This is a genomic window from Collinsella sp. HCP28S3_E9 (assembly GCF_052065455.1).
Lineage (GTDB): Bacteria > Actinomycetota > Coriobacteriia > Coriobacteriales > Coriobacteriaceae > Collinsella.
Map to the genome: position 1 here is coordinate 1 of NZ_JBQHTZ010000012.1, position 21,009 is coordinate 21,009.

The 21,009-nt window shown below is 58.0% G+C and carries 14 protein-coding genes and 3 tRNA genes; 1 reads left to right on the forward strand and 16 read right to left on the reverse strand.

The window, feature by feature from the left end:
* Positions 1 to 89: 89 nt before the first annotated feature.
* The 11 genes from ACTNA2_RS06770 to pstB all read right to left on the reverse strand — a co-directional run bounded on the left by ACTNA2_RS06770 (position 90) and on the right by pstB (position 15,001).
* The gene (locus ACTNA2_RS06770) at positions 90 to 1,073 is read right to left on the reverse strand and encodes a DMT family transporter (RefSeq protein ID WP_441036938.1); all 984 of its coding nucleotides are present in this window, start codon (positions 1,071 to 1,073) and stop codon (positions 90 to 92) included.
* 339 nt (positions 1,074 to 1,412) lie between these two features.
* Positions 1,413 to 3,602, reverse strand: a complete 2,190-nt coding sequence (locus ACTNA2_RS06775; protein ID WP_441048972.1) for a YhgE/Pip family protein — start codon at positions 3,600 to 3,602, stop codon at positions 1,413 to 1,415.
* The gene (locus ACTNA2_RS06780) at positions 3,603 to 6,377 is read right to left on the reverse strand and encodes a YhgE/Pip family protein (protein WP_441048973.1); all 2,775 of its coding nucleotides are present in this window, start codon (positions 6,375 to 6,377) and stop codon (positions 3,603 to 3,605) included. It lies immediately after the preceding gene.
* 490 nt (positions 6,378 to 6,867) lie between these two features.
* Positions 6,868 to 8,892 carry a molecular chaperone HtpG gene (gene htpG, locus ACTNA2_RS06785; RefSeq protein WP_154517684.1) on the reverse strand — a complete coding sequence of 675 codons (2,025 nt, stop codon included), beginning with the start codon at positions 8,890 to 8,892 and terminating at the stop codon, positions 6,868 to 6,870.
* 202 nt (positions 8,893 to 9,094) lie between these two features.
* Positions 9,095 to 9,595 (reverse strand): GNAT family N-acetyltransferase, encoded by a 501-nt coding sequence (locus tag ACTNA2_RS06790; protein ID WP_441048974.1) that lies wholly within the window; start codon positions 9,593 to 9,595, stop codon positions 9,095 to 9,097.
* A gap of 39 nt (positions 9,596 to 9,634) precedes the next feature.
* Positions 9,635 to 10,285, reverse strand: coding sequence for a tyrosine-protein phosphatase (locus ACTNA2_RS06795; RefSeq protein ID WP_441048975.1), 651 nt, complete (start codon positions 10,283 to 10,285; stop codon positions 9,635 to 9,637).
* 25 nt (positions 10,286 to 10,310) lie between these two features.
* A complete protein-coding gene (locus ACTNA2_RS06800) occupies positions 10,311 to 11,066 on the reverse strand; it encodes a CpsD/CapB family tyrosine-protein kinase (RefSeq protein ID WP_441048976.1) in 756 nt (251 codons plus the stop codon).
* Positions 11,067 to 11,069: 3 nt separating this feature from the next.
* Positions 11,070 to 11,726: a YveK family protein gene (locus ACTNA2_RS06805; protein WP_154517680.1), complete on the reverse strand. Its 657-nt coding sequence runs from the start codon at positions 11,724 to 11,726 to the stop codon at positions 11,070 to 11,072.
* Between the two features lie 178 nt (positions 11,727 to 11,904).
* A complete protein-coding gene (locus tag ACTNA2_RS06810; RefSeq protein ID WP_441015683.1) occupies positions 11,905 to 13,329 on the reverse strand; it encodes a sensor histidine kinase in 1,425 nt (474 codons plus the stop codon).
* A gap of 3 nt (positions 13,330 to 13,332) precedes the next feature.
* Positions 13,333 to 14,061 (reverse strand): response regulator transcription factor, encoded by a 729-nt coding sequence (locus ACTNA2_RS06815; RefSeq protein WP_154517679.1) that lies wholly within the window; start codon positions 14,059 to 14,061, stop codon positions 13,333 to 13,335.
* A gap of 64 nt (positions 14,062 to 14,125) precedes the next feature.
* Positions 14,126 to 15,001, reverse strand: a complete 876-nt coding sequence (gene pstB, locus ACTNA2_RS06820) for a phosphate ABC transporter ATP-binding protein PstB (RefSeq protein WP_441048977.1) — start codon at positions 14,999 to 15,001, stop codon at positions 14,126 to 14,128.
* Positions 15,002 to 15,252: 251 nt separating this feature from the next.
* Here pstB and ACTNA2_RS06825 point away from each other — a divergent pair, with 251 nt between their 5' ends.
* Positions 15,253 to 16,593: a D-alanyl-D-alanine carboxypeptidase family protein gene (locus ACTNA2_RS06825; RefSeq protein ID WP_441048978.1), complete on the forward strand. Its 1,341-nt coding sequence runs from the start codon at positions 15,253 to 15,255 to the stop codon at positions 16,591 to 16,593.
* 133 nt (positions 16,594 to 16,726) lie between these two features.
* Here the strand turns inward: ACTNA2_RS06825 and ACTNA2_RS06830 are convergent.
* The 5 genes from ACTNA2_RS06830 to ACTNA2_RS06850 all read right to left on the reverse strand — a co-directional run bounded on the left by ACTNA2_RS06830 (position 16,727) and on the right by ACTNA2_RS06850 (position 20,884).
* Positions 16,727 to 16,817 (reverse strand) — tRNA-Ser (locus ACTNA2_RS06830).
* A gap of 96 nt (positions 16,818 to 16,913) precedes the next feature.
* Positions 16,914 to 19,100 carry a tetratricopeptide repeat protein gene (locus ACTNA2_RS06835; protein ID WP_441048979.1) on the reverse strand — a complete coding sequence of 729 codons (2,187 nt, stop codon included), beginning with the start codon at positions 19,098 to 19,100 and terminating at the stop codon, positions 16,914 to 16,916.
* Between the two features lie 635 nt (positions 19,101 to 19,735).
* A tRNA-Arg gene (locus ACTNA2_RS06840) sits at positions 19,736 to 19,812 on the reverse strand.
* Positions 19,813 to 20,355: 543 nt separating this feature from the next.
* Positions 20,356 to 20,432: transfer RNA gene (locus ACTNA2_RS06845), tRNA-Arg, on the reverse strand.
* Between the two features lie 74 nt (positions 20,433 to 20,506).
* Positions 20,507 to 20,884, reverse strand: a complete 378-nt coding sequence (locus ACTNA2_RS06850; RefSeq protein ID WP_154517675.1) for a hypothetical protein — start codon at positions 20,882 to 20,884, stop codon at positions 20,507 to 20,509.
* Positions 20,885 to 21,009 lie beyond the last annotated feature (125 nt).

A 21,009-nucleotide genomic window follows, 5' to 3' on the forward strand; every position in this document is an offset into this window, starting at 1 on the left:
GGAGTATGATGTCCAGCATCCCGTCCCCGTCTCTTCGATGTTGATGTTTGGCGACATTCATCTTAGGGCGGGGACGGGACATTATTACGTCAACGCTGGTCTAACGGAGAGTTACGCAAAAAGTCAAAGTGCGTCTCGCTCAAGATAATCGACAGGAAGATGAGCGCAAAGCCGGCAAGCAAACGCGAGGTGAGCACCTCCCCCATCAGCAGCACCGAGAACAGCACGCCCGATGGCGACTCCATCGAAAGCAGTAGTGAGCCCGTCGAGGCCGGGACATGCGCCAAGCCCACGTTTTGGATGAGCAAACCCACGCATGTGCAGCCCACCGAGAGAAATGCCATCACGCCAATAAAGCTCGGCGTCCACACGGATAAAGGCGCCTGGGTCTCGAACGGCAGCGAAGAGATCAGGCACAGCACACCGTTGCCCGCAAACATCCAAAACGTGATGACGTTGATGTCCATCTTGCGACCGTACTTAGCGGCCACCGCCATCTGGATGGCAAAGAAGACCGCGCCGCCCAGCGTAATAACATCGCCGGCATTGAACTCGACGCTATCAAGCGCCACCAAGCCAATGCCCGCCAGACACAGCAACGCGGCGCCCAAGTTGTAACGGGTAAGTTTTTCGCCGCTTAGGACATAGCTCGCAAACGGAACCAAGATACAGTACGTGCCCGTCAAAAACGCGCTTTTGCCTGCCGTGGTCTGCGCCAGGCCAATCGTCTGCAAACCGTAGGCACCCCACATGAGCACGCCCATGCCAAGTCCAACAATCAGATTTCGAGCGTTGAAATGGGCAACAATGCGCTTGTGGAAGACGGCAAGCATGACCAGCGACGCCGGAAGAAAGCGAATGTAGAGCAGCTCGAACACCGGAATGGTATCGAGCGCGTCCTTCATGGTGGTAAAGGAATAGCCCCAGATGACCGCTATCGAAAGCAGCAAGACCTTCCAGAACAGCGGCGAGCGCGCACCGGCACCGCGAGAGGCACCGCCGGCACCCAGGTCTTCGCGGGCTACAGGGCTATCGGGCATATTTTCGATTTCAATAACGGCATGATGGGCCATAGGGCATCCTCGCGCTCGGTCTGGGCGTGGTGTCCGCACGCGCGCGACCGCATGCCGCCTCATGGTCATATAAAAACGGGACGCGCCGGACCCCCGGCACGCCCCGCAACTGTAGCAACAATCAAGCAGCCCACGCAATTCAGCCCACTAAAGCGTTTTGTTCCGCCGTTCTACCGAACGGCGGACCGGCCGACGCTGCGCGAGCCGCATTCACGCCAATCTGACGTTCAATTTCAAGGGCGCGACCAGAAGGTCAGCGCCCTTTCATTTCACGTCACCTTGGCGCAAATGCGGCTCGCTCGCTGGCATTAGTGCTACATCAGCGTTAACGTTGCCGCACTAAATTAGCTTTGTCGACTCCAGCTTTTCGATAATCCAGTCGTTGGCTTTGATGACCGGACGACGAAAGACCACACCCAGGGCCAGCGACGGAATCAGATAGCTCGCCAGAATACCCAGCTCAACCCAGTACTCCATATGGTAGGCGCCAGCCATGGCGGCATGCATGGCGTTGATGCCATGGGTAAACGGCAGGAACGGATAGATCGCCTGGAACACGGGGCCGGTCATCTCGATGGGGAATGTGCCGCCCGAGCCACCGACCTGCATGACCAACAGCACGACAGCGAGCGCCTTGCCGATATCGCCAAACGAAACCGTAAGCGTGTAGACGATATTGGAGAACACGAGACTCGCGATCCAGCCCGCCAACACAAACTGCAGCGGGTTGTCGCACTGGATTCCAAAGAACAGGATGTCGCCGGCGCACACGAGCGTCGCCTGCAGCAAGGCCAAGCCGCCAAAGAACAAGTAGCGGCCCAAATAGATCTCGTGCAGGCGTACGGGGATGAGCTCGTTGATAAGCTCATCGTCGACCGAGACCTTCATCATGGCTGCCAGCACAATCGAACCCACCCACAGCGACAGAATCGTGTAGAACGGCGCCATGGCCGAACCGTAGTTGCGGATCGGATAGACCGGCTTGCGGTCGAGCGCGACGGGGCCGGAAAGCGACACGGCCAGACCCTCGGGATCATTGCCGATCATCGTTTTGATCGTAGCGAGGTCATCCGACATCAAGGCGCCGTCGAGCTCGTCCTTAAACGCACTGATCTTGTCCGACGCCTCACCCAGCTGATCGGAAGCCTTGTTGACCAGCTTTGCAGCCTTGGAGAGGCCCTTTGCCAGCGAACCGGATGCATCGGTCAGGCCGTCTACGGCGCTATCCAGATCGCCCGAGATACCATCGAGCGAGTCCAGGATGCCCGAGACGGTCTTCTTGAGCTCCTTGGCCTTAACCGAGAACGTGGAATCGTAATCGGATTTGGCACCCGAAATGCCCGACTTGGCATCCGCAATGGCTTGGTCGACTTCGGCACGCGTGTCGTTGACCTTGGTCATGTTATTCGAAAGAGACGTCGCGATGCCCGTCAGTTCCTTGGCATTGTTGCGATACTCCATCGCGATCCTGCCCAGCGATGTTGCGACGGACTTCAAGCCATCCTGGAGCTTTTCGCCCTTCACCTGATCGGCAAGGCCGCGAATCTTGTCCGAAGCGGCATCAATCTCATCGGCACGCGCATTGAGCGAGTCGGCAGCATCGTTAAGCTGAGACACGGTAAGGTCGACATGTTGGTTCGCAGCATCGAATGCATTTGCGAGCTCGGTGGATACGTTATCGAACGAGTCCGCGCTTCCGTCTATTGCAGAATCGACGGCACCTCTGACGGCCTTGAGTGCCGCCTCGGAATCGGCAACACCGCTCTCGGCACGCTGCATGAGCTGCTTCGTCGATTCCTCGGTGGTTCCGGTCTGCTTGAGCATGCCGCTCGCCGACGTAAGGGAATCGGCGGTCGAACTTAAAATGCCCGCGAGCGAGGCTGCGCTCGCCTTGACGTCCTGAAGGTCCTCGACCGAATCGCCAAGCGTCGAGGACAGATTGGCGATAAAGTTGCTAACCTGCTCGGTGCTCATATAGTCGAGCAGGTTTGACACCGTCTTAAGACCGATGGTCGTGATGGTCTTGGTAAAGGTCTCATTGACTTGGCTCTGGACGGCGCTCGAGCCCTTCTCGGTCACAATCTGGGCAATGGCGTTGGCCTTCTGGTTCTCGTAAAACTCGATATCGGCATGCTTCACCTCGGTCGAGAAAAGCGTCATCATGTCGGTGCTAAACGTTTTAGGGATAACGACGGCAGCGTAGTACGCGCCCGACTTAACGCCCTCGATCGCCTTATCACGGTCGTTGAGAACGACCCAGTCGAAGTTCTCGTTGCCGCGCAGGGTGGCGGTTACGTTTTCGCCCACGTTGACCTCGACGGGAATCAGATCACTCTCGTAGCCCTCATCGGTGTTGACCACGGCGATCTTAAGGTTGCCGGTGTTGCCGTACGGATCCCAGCTGCCGGCGATGTTAAACCACGCATACAGGCACGGCACGATAATGAGGCCCATCACGACAATCAAGCCGATCACGGAGCGAGACACGTTTTGGACATCGCGCTTAAACAGATGCAGGATGTTCTTCATTTATGCCTCACCTCCTTTGGAGTGCTTGCCAAGCGGGGTGGTGTCCCCGTCGTTTCCGCTTACGTTGTCAACGCCGTCGGCATCTTGAGCCTTACGATGCGCACCGATATGCGGCAGACGGCTCGTGGGCTGTTCGCTGTCCTTGGTGCCCCGCTCACTGGCGTTGAGACCGAACATGCGACGGGCGGCAGGGATGGCAGCCGTGTGCTCGCGCATCTCGCGGCGCAAGTCCTCATCCGAAAGCGCCGAGATGCGCAACTGGGTATTGAGGCTCGCGCGGATATATTCGATATTGATAAGCCAGCCGCAGATGGCAATAACCGAGATGATCCAAATGACAAGCAGGATGATCTTGCCGTTATTGTCGATATCGAGCACCGTCGAGAGCACAAAGAGCAGGACCTGCACGCCTACCACGGCGGCAAAACCGCCCTTGATGTAGTACGGGTAGCGATGCTCAAACGCCACGGCATGATCGAGCAGCTCGCGACGGTACGAATCCGAATCGAGCATGACGCGCATGGCCGTGCGCAGCGAATAGCGCTGGCGCGGCAGGTCGTTGGACTCGCAGATCATGAGGCCCGTCGTGGAAAGCTGCTTATCAAAGAGCAGATTGAGGTTGAGCAGCAACGGGCGCAGCTGCAGACCGATAAAGAGCGCCACGATCAGAAACACGCCCAGGATGCACAGGTTAAACAGGTAGTTGAACGAATACATGCCACCGACGGTCTCGCGCAGCAGATTGATGCCGTAGGTGAAGGGCAGCAGCGGATGCAGCCACTGGAAGAAGCCGGGCATCATCTCGATGGGATACATGCCCGACGAGCCGGGGATCTGCACGATAACCAGAATGACGCCGATCGCCTTGCCGATATGCTTAAACGTGGTGGACAGCGCATAGATGATATTGACGTAGGTGAACGAAATGGCGATGCCGCCCAGCACGAACAGCAGCGGGCTGACGCACTGCACGCCAATCACCAGATCGCCTACCGTAACGATAATGGCCTGGAACGCGCCCAGGATCACCAGGAGCAGCCAGCGGCCAAAGTAGCCCTGACGCGCGGTAAAGCTGCCGATGCCTTCGCGGTCGACCTCGAGCTTGTAGATAGCGATAAGCACGTAGCCGCCCACCCAAAGCGCCAGATTGGTATAGAAGGGAGCGATTCCCGAGCCAAAGCTCTTGACCGGGAAAATTGACTTGGAAGTCAGCTCTACGGGAGATGCCATAAAGTCTGCCACGTCATTGACGTCGACACCCATCAGATCAGCCAGCTCGCCCATGGACTCGGAGGTCTGCAGCGCCGCAATGTCGTTGGCGGCGGTTGCGAGCTTGTCCTGGACCTTGGCAAGCGAGGCATCGGTCTGGGACAGCGTGGTCTTGGCCTGACCGAGCGTAGCGTTGAGTTGCGAAAGTGTACCGCGCGCGCTTGCAATAGCAGGCGTGAGGCCAGACACGATTCCCGTCAGATCACCCGAGACGGCGGCAAATGAATCAAGCGCGCTCGAGGCCTTCGGCAGCGCGTTTTGACCCAGGTCCGTCTGGGCCTGGCCAAGGTTAGTCGCACCGGTCTGGATTGCGTTATTGATAGCGTCGCTGGCACCCGAGACAGCCGCGGCGTCATTCTCCATGGCGCTCGACTGCGCAGACAGACTATCCTTGATGCTCTTAAGCTTTTCATTCTGCTCGCGGAGCAAACCGATGGTCGATACAATGCGCGCGTCAATTTCCTCGGAACCTGTCGACGTGTCATTAACGAGAATTTCTAAGTGCCCGATAACGGCCTTATTGTGGTCGATCGTCGCCTGGAGAGGCTCAAGCGAGTTGTTGATACGGGTGGTCGTAGATGTGACCGTGCCCGTCAGCTTGCCAATCGCAGCGTTCGCGGAGGCTGACGTTTTGGTGAGCGCAAGGCTGCCCTCCGAGAGCGCCTTGGAGAGCGAGGTGATGGAATTACCCGCCGTGGCGCGAGCCTCGCCCAGCAGGTCGTTGCCCTGAGAGATCGCCTGCGTCAGCGACGGCGCCTGACCCTGTAGACCGGCAAGTGCTGCATCTGCCGAGGCAATGGAACCACTCGTCTTATCGATGGCGGCATTCATGTCGCCAATCGAACCACGCACCTCGCCCAAGGTATCGGATGCTTCGGACACCGAACTTGCCAGCGAATCTTGGGTCTGGGTTGCCTTGTCCTTTAAATCGACTCCGGCATCCTTGGCGATACCGGCAACGGTCTCGCCCGCCGTGGAGACAAATTCCGAGTTGATCTGCTCCTCGATGGTGCTTGCACCGGTGTCGGTAACCTTCGGCGCAATAGCGCTCTTCTTCTCATTGACGTAGTACGTAAGCTTGGGCTGATGGTAGTTGCCGTCGAGCATCGAAACCAGGTTATCCGAGAAGTTCTTGGGGATTACGATGGCCGCATAGTATTTACCGCTCTCGACGCCCTCTTTGGCATCGGCCGCCGAATCGACGAAGGTCCAGCCCAGCCGATCGTTCTCCTTGAGCTGATCGACGACCTTATCGCCCGCGTTGAGCTCGCCCACCAAGTCGTTTTGGGTGCCCTGATCGTTGTTGGCGATGGCAATCTTGATACCCTGGGTGTTTCCGTACGGATCCCAGTTGGCAACGATGTTGTACCAGGCATACAGCGAGGGAATAACGCACACGCCGAGGGTAACCACCAGGGCGACGGGGTTCACGATCAATCGCTTGATGTCGCGCTTAAATATCGCAAAGGAAACCTTTGCATCGGATAGTTTGCTGCCGAGACTCACGCTTGGACCATCCATCCTGTCGTTGAATCGAATCGTGCTATCGATAACCATTGTACGAAGGCGTTTTAACGTCTCGATGCACAATGGTATTGAGTTTTGCGGGTAGCAATATACTACGAAGATGAGTTAACGTACAGTTGTACAGTATCTTAAATTTCCGCAGCTCCCAAAACCACAACCCGCACAAAATAGCAATCCAACTAGTCATTGGGGACGTTCTTTAGTCATTAGGGACGCTCTTAAACGACCAGTCAAACAAGAACGTCCCCAACGACTAGTCATTTAAGAACGTCCCCAATGACTACTTAGGACCATGAAAGCGTCGTAGGTTGAGCATAAGTCAGCGAAAACGCCCCTGAGCGAGCAAGGTGACGTGAAAGAGGAGGGAAGCGTACTTCGGTACGCGACCGACGATTGAACGTCAGATTGCCGCTTAGGGGCGTTTGCAGCGTCGAGCCGTTACGCGGTTCGTAGAACCGCGTAACTTAAGTTACATAAGCTCGCAGACAGCCGCCGCGAAGGCAACGGGGTCCTCGGGCAAAATACCCTCGACGAGCAGGGCCTGGTCATAGAGCAGGCCGGAGTACTGCTTGATCTTGTCGGCGTCGCCCGCCTTCTGAGCAGCGACGAGCTTGGCAAAGACCGGGTGCTTGGCGTTGAGCTCGAGCACACGCTGGCTCTTGGGCATACCGTCGGGCGCACCCTCGGGACCCTTCTGAAGCACCTTCTCCATCTCGAGCGAAAGCGGACCCTCGGTGGTGATGCACGCGGGAGCATCGGTCAGGCGCGCAGAGACGGCGACCTTCTCGACCTTGTCACCGAGTGCCTCCTTCATGGCGCTAAAGAGGTCCTCGTTCTCCTTAGTGGCGTCCTCGGCCTCCTTCTTCTCGTCCTCGGTCGCCAGGTCAAGATCGCCGGTAGCGACATTCTTGAGCTCCAGGTGACGATCTTCGACCTCGGGCTCGGCACCGTCGGCAACAGCCTTCTCGGCAGCCTCGCGGGCAGCATCGTCCTCGTAGATCTTGGGCATATCAACGGCAACGTACTCACGCATAGCCTGGAACGTGAACTCATCTACATCCTGCGTCAGCAGCAGCACGTCATAGCCTCGGTCGAGCACACCCTTTACCACGGGCATCTTGGCCAAGCGCTCACGCGAGTCGCCGGCGGCGTAGTAGATGGCCTTCTGATCTTCGGGCATGCCCTTGGCATACTCGGCCAGGGTAATCATCTTCTGCTCCTTGGCAGACCAGAACAGCAGCAGGTCGGCGAGCTCATCGGCCTTCATGCCATAGCTCGAATAGATGCCGTACTTAAGGCCACGGCCAAAGTTCTCAAAGAACTTCTCGTAGGCCTCCCGGTCGTTGTCACGCATATCCTCAAGGTCGGCGGTAATCTTCTTTTCCACACGCTTGGCGATGGCCTTGAGCTGACGGTTCTGCTGCAGCGTCTCGCGCGAGATGTTGAGCGACACGTCGGCGGAATCTACGACGCCGCGGACAAAGTTATAGTAGTCGGGAAGCAGGTCGTCGCACTTCTCCATGATCAGGACGTTGGAGCTGTAGAGCGCCAGGCCCTTCTCGTAGTCCTTGCTGTACAAATCGAACGGCGCGCGGCCCGGCACAAACAGCAGGGCGTCGTACTCGAGCGTACCCTCGGCGTGGAAGCTGATGGTGCGCGCAGGATCGTCAAAGTCGTGGAACGTAGACTTGTAGAACTCGTCATAGTCCTTCTGCTCAACATCGGAGCTGCGCTTCTTCCAGATCGGCGTCATGGAGTTAACGGTCTCGAGCTCCTGGTAGTCCTCGTACTCGGGCTTGTAATCCTCCGGCGCGTCCTCGGGCTTGGGTTTCTGGCGGCTCTTGGAGACCATCATTTGGATCGGGTAGCGCACATAGTTGCTGTACTGCTGAATCAGGCTCTTGAGGCCCCACTCGGTCAGGAAGCGATCGTAGGTCTCGGCCTCGCCATCGGCGTCGAGCTTCTCGTTCTCGCGCAGCGTCAGGATGACATCGGTGCCGTGCTCGGCGCGCTCGCCGTCCTCGATGGTATAGCCCTCAAGACCGTCGGATTCCCACACATGGGCAACATCCTCGCCATAAGCGCGGCTGACCACCTTCACGTGGCTGGCGACCATAAAGGCCGAGTAGAAGCCCACGCCAAACTGTCCGATGATGTCGACATCCGAGCCCTGCTGCTCGGCGTTCTCGGTCTTAAACTCCTCGGAGCCGGAATGGGCGATGGTGCCCAGGTTGCGCTCGAGCTCCTCGGCGGTCATGCCAATGCCGTTATCCGAGATGGTAATGGTGCGGGCGTCTTTATCAAAGGAGACGCGAATAGCCAGGTCGCCCTGGTCGAGCTTGACGCTCGGATCCTGCAGGCTCTTAAAGTTGAGCTTGTCGACGGCGTCGCTCGCGTTAGAGATAAGCTCGCGCAGGAAGATTTCCTTGTTGGTGTAGATGGAGTTGATCATGAGGTCGAGCAACTTTTTGCTCTCGGTCTTAAATTGACGCATGTGCAGTCCTTTCGCGCTACCCCCGTCCGCAAAAACAGCCCGGTTGCCCGAGCCGTATCGCAGACCTGCTATGTTCAGACTTAGATTTTATAACCCATTAGCGCGCATATATACATGCGGAATCGAAAAACTGTATGTCCGAGCACTCCGATGCGCCAATTGCCAAGGAGTGTCCCCAACTGCCGACAGGAAAGGAACGTCCCTATCTGCCATCTACGCGCTTGGCCATCCAGGCATGGGGCTGGCCCTCGTCTTCGTAGTCAACCGGGGCAATTTGTGTGTAGCCAGCCTTTTCATAGAGCGGCAACACGTATTCCTGCGCGTGCAGCTTAATAAGTCTAGCTCCGGCATCGCGTGCGCATGTATCGCTGGCCTCGACGATCGCGCTTGCCAACCCGCGACGACGCATAGCCGGCAGCACGGCGACGCGCCCCATAATGTAGGTCTCCCCCGCGGCGACGCCTTCGTCCAAGTCGCACGCCGGTGGCACCGAAGCCTCCGCATCTGCCGCGCGCTCCAACTCCTCGGGAAACACGCGCGAACAGCCGGTGAGTTGGCCATCCACATACAGCGTCACATGGATGCAGCCCGGGTCCTCGTCAATCTGGTCAAACTCGTTTTCATAGCCTTGTTCGTCCATAAAAACGGCGCGGCGCACCAGCGCCGCGTCCTCAAAGCAACCTGTCTTAAGTTGGATATCCAAAGCGGCCCCTTCATTCAGTAAGAACGTTAGGGACAGATTTTAGCGAAAATGAGCCCCGCGCACGCCAAACTTCGCACGCGCTTTTGCCAGGCAATCGTAGTGGCCCACGTTATGGGCGTCACTCGCGATAAAGCTGTACAGATTTTGCTCGAACAGGCGCTGCGCCGGCTTTTTCTCGCGACCAAAGCGCCCACCCGCAATAAAGTCGGCAGAAGCCTGCAGCTTACAGCCCATGTCGACCAGACGCTTAGCAATGCTTACGTCCTTTTGAATGGCACGGTAGCGCTCAGGGTGGGCAATAATCACCTGGTAACCGCGACACTGCAAGTCGTAGATCGTGTTCTCGTATTCCTCAAAGTCATACGAATCAGCACGCGTCGAGAGCTCAAGCAAAAACTCGTTTGAGTCATCGAAATGCAGGCGGTCGGCCCATTCGATGCCCAAATCCATGAGCTTGGCATGATTGACCTCAAAGCCCATCTGCAAATGCATATCGCCTGCATGCGCGCAAAGCAGTCGATAGGCCTCCCACATTTTTTCGAAGTCAAAATACGGGTCCCGGCAGTGTGGTGTACACACCATGTGCGTAACGCCGACGGCGCGGGCCGCCTCGAGCATCGCCAAGCTTTGCTCGAGGTTCGCCGCGCCGTCATCGACTCCGGGCAGGATATGACAATGGATGTCTCGCATATCGCCCTCTTATCTGCGTCGTTGCTCATTTCTTAAAGCGTTGCGCCTTCGCAGGGATGCCCGTTGCAGCCGCGCCGCCAACAGTGGGATCGACCCCCGCCGCAGCGTTGTTCTGCCCCTTATCCCCGCCATAATACGAGTAATAGTAGTCGTGGCTCGAAGTCTCGCAGTAGTTCATGACCGTACCGATCACGTTGACCTCGGCCTTGTTGAGCTGATCGAAAGCAGCGAGAATCTCATTGCGCTTGGCAAAGTCCTGGCGGACGACATAGATGGTGCCGTCGGTGATCGCGGCGACTTCGGCAGCGTCGACAAACGTGCCCACGGGCGGCGTATCAAAGATGACGTACCGGTACTTTTCCTCCAGCGCGGCGACAAGCTTGGCAAAGCGGCGCGAGGCAACGATGTCTGCCGGATTGGGAATGCGCGGCTCGGCGTCGAGGAAAAAGAGGTTGGGCTGACCGGTGTCGACAACGGCCTCATCGATCGACATCTGATCGGAAAGCACGGCGTACAGGCCGCCGGCATGACGGACGCCCAGCATATTGGCAAGTGTGTGGTGGCGCATGTCGCACTCAACGAGGAGAACGCTCTTGCCGCTGGTTGCGATGGCCTTGGCCAGGTTGATCGCGATGGTGGACTTGCCCTCGTTGGGAATGGAGGAGGTCACCGTAATGGACTTGATGGGCGTATCGACACTCGCAAAGCGAATGTTGGCGAGCAGCGTCTTGGCTGCGTTGTTAAAGGCGAGGGTATCGCCGGACTTCTTTTTACGGGCCATGGATTACTTACCGCCCTTCACAACGGGGAAACGGCCGATAACGGGCACTCCAAGCAGCTCGACGGCGTCATCGACAGAACGGACACGCGTGTTGAGCATGTCGAGCAGCACAACAATCGCGACAGCGACAAACAGGCCGGCCAGGGCGGCAACTGCAATGTAGAGCTTGCGGTTGGGGCCGCTGGGCTGGGTGGGGACCTTTGCCTTGTCGATGACGTTGACGGCCTGGGCGGCGTCGACGTCCTGGGCGACGGTGGAAACCGAGTTGGCCATGGCGTTAGCGACAGCGGCAGCGCCATCGGGGCTGGCACCGGTCACAGACAGCGAGATAACGCGGGTCGTGGTCTCGCTCGTAACACTCACCTTATAGTCGGCCAGGCTGGAAAGGCCCAGCTCCTTGGCGGCACCGCTCTTGACGCTGTCGCTATCGAGCAGCGTGGCGATGTCGTTGGAGAGCATCTGGCTTGCAGACAGATCGTTGTAGTAGCTCGTCTGGCCGCCATCGGTCTTGGCGAGAATGTACATGCTCGTCGTGGCGGTGTAGGTGTTGTCCATCATGATGAAGGAGACGACGCCCATGGCGATCGCGCAGACCACCGGAAGGGCAATGACCAGCTTGAGGTGCTTTTTAAGCAGCTGGAACAGTTCAAGAAGGGTCATGCGGTTCGCCTTTCATTTCCCTAGTTCGTATCGACAAAACTGCTCGTATAATATCGCATATTTCTGCCATACCCGAGCTCTATACATAAGATACAGCGTCCGCGTGTAAGTTGCGCAACAATTCACGCGGCAGCGGAGGCGCGGGCGTACCGTCTAATCCTCGGTTTTTGCTATGCCGCTACGCGAACGGTCCCTCTTGTTGCACGGGAAACGTTACCGTAATGGTGGTTCCCACGCCCGGCTCACTCGACAGGTCAATCGCGGCGTGATGGTACAGAGCGGCGTGTTTGACGATCGCCAAACCCAGGCCGGTTCCGCCACGCGCCTTAGAACGACTCTTGTCCACGCGATAAAAACGCTCGAACACTTTACCCTGCTCCTCGGGCGCAATACCGATACCCGTATCGGCAACAGACAGGTACGGATGACCCTCGTCATTGGTCCCGCAGCGCAGCGTGACCGTACCGCCAGGTCGGTTGTATCGAATGGCGTTGCTTGCAAGGTTGTAGATCAGCTCGTCAATCAGGCGCGGCACGCCTTCGATCACCATGGGCTTCGTCTCGTGCCCAATGGTCACATTCGACTGCCGGGCAACTTGCTCAAGACGCTGTTCCACCGTCAACATGGCGCGAGAGAGCTCGATGGGTTCTGTGGACCCAATGGGCACCGCCTCGCCCTCGGATGCTCGCTCCGCCTCGTCCAAGTTGGAAAGCGTAAGAATGTCGTTGACGAGCGCTGCCAGGCGGCCCGCCTCGCGATAGATGCGGCCACCAAAGTTGCGCAAGTCGTCCTCGCCCTCAACCATGCCGTTTGCAATAAGCTCGGCATACCCCGAAATCGCGGTAAGCGGGGTCTTGAGCTCATGGGTGATATTGGCCGTGAACTCACGGCGCATTCGGTCGTTGTCCGCTAGCACCGCCATTTGGCGCTTGAGTTCCTGGCGCTGCGACTCGATACGCTCAAGCATGGGGACCATCTCGGCATAGGCGTGCTCATAGCTACGGCGTGGGTGGTCCAAATCCACCTCTTGCAACGGCGCGATGATTGCACGGGACTCGCGGCGCGCCATAAAAAACGAGAGTACTGCACCCGCTGCTGCGATAAGCAGCATCGGCGCCACCATCGACAGCAAAATCGCCGCAACGCCAGGCTGGGCTTGCGCCAAGCGGACAACCTGGCCGTTATCAAGGGCGACGGCGCGATACAGCATAATCTCGTCGAGCGTAGAGCTTGCGCGCTCCGCGGAACCCAAACCACTCTCAAAGGCCTCGATGACCTCGGGGCGATCGCCATGGTTGGGCAGTGAGGAAGGCGACGCCTCGTTGTCGTAGGCAACCGATCCATCCTTGTTAATCAGCGTAATGCGCAAATCCTCGCGATCGAGGCTACGCAAGAACGGGATGGGCTCCTGCTGTTCGTCGAGGGCGGCAGCAATGAGCTCGGTTTCCTGCGCCAGATTGGCACTCGTGGCATCCGCCAAGGTGTTTTGCACAAAGAACGCACCCAGCACCGTAAACGCCACGATAACCGCCATGGCGCAAACAAAGATCGTCACAAAAACGCGGTGCGACAGCGTATGTTTTCCCTGGGGGGCGAAGACCACGGGCTACTCCTCCGATGCAGTGGCCGCGGTGTCGTCACCTTCGGCACCGTCACCGGCAGAAGGCTCGGCCAAGCGGTAGCCCACGCCGCGCACGGTCTCGATGGCACTGGCATGCTCGCCCAGTTTTTGGCGAAGCGTCTGCACGTGCACGTCAACGGTGCGCGAACCGCCGTCGAAATCCCAACCCCACACGCTCTGCAGCAACGACTCGCGGGTAAAGACCACGCCGGGCTTGCGCATGAGGTACTCGAGCAGGTCGAACTCGCGCAGGGTGAGCTTAAGCGGCTCGCCGGCAACGGTCACCTCGCGATGGCTGGGCGAAAGCACGATATCGCCCACGCTGAGCACATCGCTCGCCTGCTTGACCATGCCGCCGCGACGCAGCAGTGCGCGGCAGCGGCTCGCAAGCTCCATGAGCGAAAACGGCTTAGTCAGGTAATCGTCGGCACCGCCATCGAGCGCCATCACCTTGTCGAGCTCGGTGTCCTTGGCGGTAAGCATCATGATGGGCACCGTCTCCGTCAGGCGATCGGCACGCAGGCGACGCATAATCGCCAAGCCATCGGTATCGGGCAGCATGATATCGAGCAGCACGGCATCGGGCACCCGTCGCGCCACGGCAGCCTTAAACTCACCGTCGCACGAAAAGCCTTCGGCCTCGATCCCCTGCTTGCGCAGCGCATAGACCGTCAGATCCCTGATGTTGTCATCGTCCTCGACGTAATAGATCATGTTGAACCCCTTTGCGGCCGGCATGACCGCATCTTAATCCTAAAGGTACCTTTACTAGATGGTATCAGCCAAAACGTCCCGTCAAATAATCCGCCGTACGCGGGTCGGTAGGATTTTTGAAAAGCTGAGCGGTGGGCGCGTGCTCCACCAACTCACCTAGCAAGAAAAACGCGACGGAATCGGATATGCGCGCCGCCTGCTGCATATTGTGTGTAACGACCACGAGCGTGCAGGTCTCTTTGAGCTCGCAGGCCAGCTGCTCCACCACGAGCGTCGACACGGGGTCGAGCGCCGAGGTCGGCTCGTCCATCAGCAGAACATCGGGCCGCACGGCAAGCGCACGGGCGATGCACAAACGTTGCTGCTGTCCGCCCGAAAGCCCCAGACCAGACTCCTTGAGTTTGTCCTTGACTTCGTCCCACAGGGCAGCGCGGCGCAGGGAGTCCTCGACCAGCTCATCCAGCACAGCGCGATCGCGCACACCCATACCGCGGGGGCCATAGGCGACGTTGTCGTAGATGCTCATGGGAAACGGGTTGGGGCGCTGGAACACCATGCCCACGCGCTGGCGAAGGCGGCAGATGTCGTAATCGCCCAGGATATCTTGACCATCGAGCGCAATCTTGCCCTCGATGCGGCAGTCCTTGATGCCGTCGTTCATGCGGTTAAAGCAACGCAGTAACGTCGACTTGCCGCAGCCCGAAGGACCGATAAACGAGGTAATCTGCTTGTCGCGGATCTTGATGGACACATCCTTAAGCGCGTGGTGATCGCCATAGAACAGGTCGAGGCCCTCGACATCAATGCGCGTCGGCGAGGCGGCAAGGTCCTCTGCCGTGGGGCGAGTCGCATCCCCAACTTCGCGCTCATGCGCGGCCTCGGCCTGCGCTTCCATTAGCTCCTCGAGCTCCGTGGGCCCCACAGCCGCAGCAGCCGTCATACCGCATACCTCCACATCGATATCAAATCAGCAGTATCGATAGTAAAAATCGCAGCTCATATATGCGTGAGGGTATTGTCAAGTATTTGTAAGGACCTCCTCGATACGCGACGGGCAATCATATCGACCGTGCACACCCAAGCGTCCGCCCAGACACGAAGATAAACCGCACGCGCCAAACCCCAAGCGACACAGCCGGTAAACGATATACTCTAGAGCCAAAGGAGACCATCCCGTCGAAAGCGAAATCAGTGAAGCATCTCACCCCTCTTGTAAAGCGTTCCGCGCAGCTGACCGTTGGCCTTGCCTGCGCCGTCGCCCTTGTCGCCGGCATTCCGTCCGTCGCCGGTGCCCAAGTGCTCACGACCGATAACATCTGCGGCAAAGCCGCCGATGCACGCGGCATTGCAGCCGAAGACCTGCCCGATATCGATGCCTCCAATGCGTTTGTCATGGGTAAAAACGGCACCGTCTACTATGCCCGTAGCGCCGACGAGCAAGTCAAAATCGCCTCTATCACCAAGGTCATGACTGCAATCCTCGCGGTCGAGAACTGCAAAATGGACGAGAAAATCACCGTGAGCAACGCGGCGGCAACCGTAGGCAACTCGACCGCGGGACTCCTCGAAGGCGACGAGCTCACCGTCGAGCAAGCGCTGCGCGGCCTGATGATCCCCTCGGGCAACGACGCCGCCATCGCGCTTGCCGAACACGTGGGCAAAAAACTTGACCCCAAGACCAAAGATGCCGTCGCTACGTTTGTAAAAGCCATGAACGAGCAGGCCAAGAAGCTCGGCTGCACGGGAACGCTCTTCGAGAACCCGCACGGGCTGGATTTTGACGAATGGGCCGGCGATATGCATTCAACCGCACACGATGTGGCATTGATGATGCAAGAGGCCATGAAGGACGACACGATTCGCGAAGTCATGGCGAGCAAAGATCCCTGGATCGAAGTGACGGGCGCCGACGGCTCCGATCATTCGCATTCCATGGATACGCACAATGTTTTATTGGACCAAGACGGCAATATCGGCGGTAAGACCGGCACCACCGACGATGCCGGATACTGCTTTGCAAGCGCCTACAATCGCGATGGCGACGAGATCTATACCGTTGTCTTGAACTCCAGCACCACCGACCAGCGTTTTGCCGATACGGCCACACTTGCTAGTTGGTATTACGACCACAAGGTAACGGTCGAAATCGCCAATACGCAAAAGAAGACCGCCAACGGAAATCCGCTGATGGCACGTGTCAGTCAAACCGACTGGACAGACAAAACGATCGACGCCACGCTTGCCGACCCCACCGCGCAGGCAACGGTGTTCTCACTCGCCGGCGAAGTGACCGAAAAGGTTAGCTACGATGACCTTTCGGGCACGGTGCATGTTGGCGATAAGGTGGGCAGCGTTACGCTTAAGCAGGACGGCACCAAGATTGCCGTCATGGACCTGGTTGCCGACGAGGAAGGAACGGGGCCCAATCCCATCGAGTGGCTGCTCGTGAAGCTCGACCGCCTGGGCCGCCGCATCGACAACCGCCCGCTCACAGCCGAGAGCGAGACCGTAGCCAAGGCTCCTGAGGTGTAGGGCCAAAGCGATATCACATCGAACCAAATGAGGCGTCCAACGGGGCGCCTCATTTTTTGAGGGTTCGAATCCCCAGTTAACATTCTTCTAATCAAAAAAGGGCCCCAAATGGGACCCTTCTTTCAAGTCATACTGGCGGAGAGCTGGGGATTCGAACCCCAGATGCCCTTTTGGGGCATACTCGCTTAGCAGGCGAGCACCTTCGGCCTCTCGGTCAGCTCTCCGTAACAGCCGTTCCATAGTAACCAAACACTCGAATCCGGGCAAGGGGAAATTTTGATAATTGGCCGGCCGGCTTTCCTCCCCCATAAATCAAACCCCTATCCCAACGACCGGCTGAGGGATCCGAGCTCATCGTTTCCCATCGTGCGCCACATTTGGAAGATGCAGACGCGTGCCAGGAAAAAGAAACCGTTATCGACCAGCTGCACAGCCGCGTCTGCCAGCTGGTTGGACACGGCGGGCACCGGCGGCAGTTCGAGCCCGGCCTTACTGATGGTCTCAACCGCTTCCTCGAACGTCGGTGGCTCATTGACACCCATCTCGTTCATAAGGCCCTGCATTTCCTCCAGTGCGTTGCTACCCGACTCCTCACCGCGCGGTACCAAGCGGTAGCACGCCAACGCCAGCTCGAGCTGATCGCAGTTCCAGTAGGCAAACGCTAGGCGATAGAACAGGTAGCCGATTGAGGAACGGTCACTGGCAATGCGCAGGCCGTGGCGCGCCACCTCAATGACCTCGTCATAGCGCTCCAGACGCGCCAGCACGTTGATGAGTGCAAAGTGTGATTGCATGGATGAGCGCGCCAGATCGTAAAGATGACGCACCTCGGGCAATGCCCGCTCAAAATCCTCCTGATCGGCGTAAAAGCTGCAAATCTCATGCTGGGTAAAGTACAGCGCATCGGGAGCGCGCAAAATACGAACGGAGCGGTCTTCCTCCATTACCGGCAGCACCATACGCACCAGTTGGTTGTCGCAAAACTGCGTCTGGACCGGTCCTGTCGCCAAAAGCTCGGCAACGGCGCACTTGGCCTCCAGCTCCTCAACAAGACGGGAAAAGCCCTCAAACGCACCCGCGCGGTCGACTTTTGCCCGCTCGCGCAACTCAGCGACGCGCGCCACATACGGGTCATCGCCCTCCTCCATAACCTCAAGCTCATCAGCCGTATCGGCAAGCAGCAGGTCGCGCAACGCCGGCGGCAGCGAACGGTGGTCGTCACGCGGGCGAGCATGAACCTCAGCGGGCTCAATCGCATCCGGCGCGTCCGACTCATATGCCTCAAGCATGCGCTTGCACGGCATATCATCCATATCCATACTTTCAAAATACTTAGCGGCGGGAACGCAATTGGCCAGATAAGCCGCACGCCCAAAGGAATATGTTGCAATGATGCGCTCGCCCCGCTCGCCATCGGGAGCCGCAATCTGAACGTAGCAGCGCGTAATGCTGGCACCGGCAGCAAAACAAGCCGCTGCCAGCGTGAGCGCCACGCGCGCGTCGTGCTCCGCGGCCCATGCTGCGCGCTTAGGCTCATCCACCTCGCGCCAGGCATCATCTTGGGCGTCGTATTCACGTTGAGGCATGGCATCCACGACCGAGCGCCCAAATCGAACCAGCATGATGCCCTCGGCGACGTTCGCTCGATAGGTGTAGTCGAGCCGCGTGACCACGTTGAGTGCTTCTACGATACGTGCAAAGCGGGTGCGAACGTCCCACTCGCCACCCGGCTGGCACGCAACCGTCCCCGGTTTGGCCCACGGGTTGTCATTCGGCAACGTTTCGAGCAGGCGAGGAACGTCGTTTGTCGTCTTGCTGATATGCCATAGGTCAAAGAGCGAGCAGCCCTCAAAGCTTGGCGACGAGGCAACGGGGCCCAACCCTGCCCCAATACGCTCAAGGATGCCGGAGAGGCGGTTAAGACGACACTCGATAGCAAGCAGCATGTCAATCTCGTCTTGGTCCAGCAGGCTACGATCAAAATTGAGATAGAACAGCTTTGAGCGGTCGATACGCGCTAGGCCCATCTCGGACTTGGCAGCGATGGTGCGCAGTCGGGGCAAATCGACCTCGCTCATAAGGGCGGCGGCATAACGCTCGATACCGCTCGGATTATCGGCATGGTCAACGCGGTAGAGCAGCGTCTCGATAGCATCGGGGAGCGGTGCCGTGTTAAAGCCCAAAAACACCTCGACCGGCTCGGGCAACTTTACGAGTTTGATCTTGTTGGCGGTGTTTTTTATACCCTCATCGAGCTCGTCGGCAGGTACCGTGTTCGCAAGAGTGTTGTTGGGGTCGGCAAATATCACGTAGCGCAAGAACATCGAGGCCATAAACTCGCCATAAGGGAGAGCACGGCTCGAATTCCATGTCTCGTGGTCAGACTGCTCACGCATGGGCCCTTCGGGAGAGCCGACCGTTCGCGCGCAAGCGCGCATTGCACCGTTGGCTCCCCGCACCAAAATCTCGCCAACACTGGAATCGGACTCGTCAAGGACCAATTTCATTTCGGGGCTCTTGGGCAATGGCACTTTCTGAACAGGGCCGTCAACCTTATAGACCTCACCTGACACGCTCACGTAGCCCAAAAGCGATATGTGGCTTTTGCCTACGAATTCGACGACGTAGCAAGACTCTTTAGGATCCTCGCCAAAAACTTTCCAGACAACACCATACGAGCGCCCCGCGGGTTGCTCTGGCATCGATGGAAAACGCTTTTTGGGGTCGAGAAACCTGAGCTTGTATGTCGGACGCTCTGCCACGAAATATCACCCTGATCGGTCGTCTAGCGAAGGAGTGGTCGCGGATGGACCGCGACATCTACTCGGAATCTTACACGAGTCGATAAGAAATAGTCTCCCGCGGGCGGAGGCGCACGATTCCAGTCGAGTCTCTGGGGTCGAATGGCGGCGTAAAAGAAAAGCCCCCGTTGCCGGGAGCTTTAAAGTCAATTGGTGCGGCGTATAGGATTCCGCGCATCCGCTTCGCGGATCCGCACCGGCTTCGCCCGCCTGCCGGCGCGCTCGCCCGCTCGCTAAAAACGCTCCGCGTTTTCTTTACGCTCGCGCCTCGACCGAGGTTCGAATCCATGCATGGCTTCCAAAAAAGAAAAGCCCCCGTTGCCGGGAGCTTTAAAGTCAATTGGTGCGGCGTATAGGATTCGAACCTATGACGTTCTGATTCGTAGTCAGACCCTCTATCCAGCTGAGGTAACGCCGCAACGCACGGATTATTATGCACGCGAGGCCCCGACGGGTCAAGCGACAATTTGAAAAATTTTTACGATGTGGTGATTATGCTGCTCGCGCCTCGACCGAGGTTCGAATCCATGCATGGCTTCCAAAAAAGAAAAGCCCCCGTTGCCGGAGGCTTCAAGTTCGATTGGTGCGGCGTATAGGATTCCGCGCATCCGCTTCGCGGATCCGCACCGGCTTCGCCCGCCTGCCGGCGCGCTCGCCCGCTCGCTAAAAACGCTCCGCGTTTTCTTTACGCTCGCGCCTCGACCGAGGTTCGGATCCGTGCATGGCTTCCAAAAAAGAAAAGCCCCCGTTGCCGGGAGCTTTAAAGTCAATTGGTGCGGCGTATAGGATTCCGCGCATCCGCTTCGCGGATCCGCACCGGCTTCGCCCGCCTGCCGGCGCGCTCGCCCGCTCGCTAAAAACGCTCCGCGTTTTCTTTACGCTCGCGCCTCGACCGAGGTTCGGATCCGTGCATGGCTTCCAAAAAAGAAAAGCCCCCGTTGCCGGAGGCTTCAAGTTCGATTGGTGCGGCGTATAGGATTCGAACCTATGACGTTCTGATTCGTAGTCAGACCCTCTATCCAGCTGAGGTAACGCCGCAGCGCAAGACATATGAAACCATTTTAGTTAATTGGAGTCAAGCAAAATCTTGATTTTTTTCTAGACCATTTTCCTCATGCAGCTCCGCATGTATCACCGTTTCCCATACGATCGATCGGCTTTTCAACCACATCGAACCCAACACCGAGATCCCTCAATAGCGAGCGCACCCGCTGGGCGCAATCATACTCGGCAAACGAGATACTCAGCATGCGTGCCACCTGGTTAGAAGTCCCGACTCCATAGAACCGTTCGAGTGTTGCAAGCCCTTCGTGCGTCACAAAGGTCTCAACTACATGTGGCGACTCCTCAAAGCACCATTGGGTCAACGGACCCTCGCTCGTTTGCCTCACCACCAAGCCACCCATACCCGATGGCTCACACGTAACTAGCAGGTGCTCCCCACCTTCATCGCTCTCAAACAAAACTACCCGCTCATCAAACAGGTCCATCACATCCCCCTTCTCTCGCTCGTATCTAGTAAAAGCATAGCAGGTAGACGACCGTATACAGAACACTTGTTCGTGTGTTTTCTATTGAGCTGTCCGCGCGACATGGTAAGGCTCCGCGCACAAAA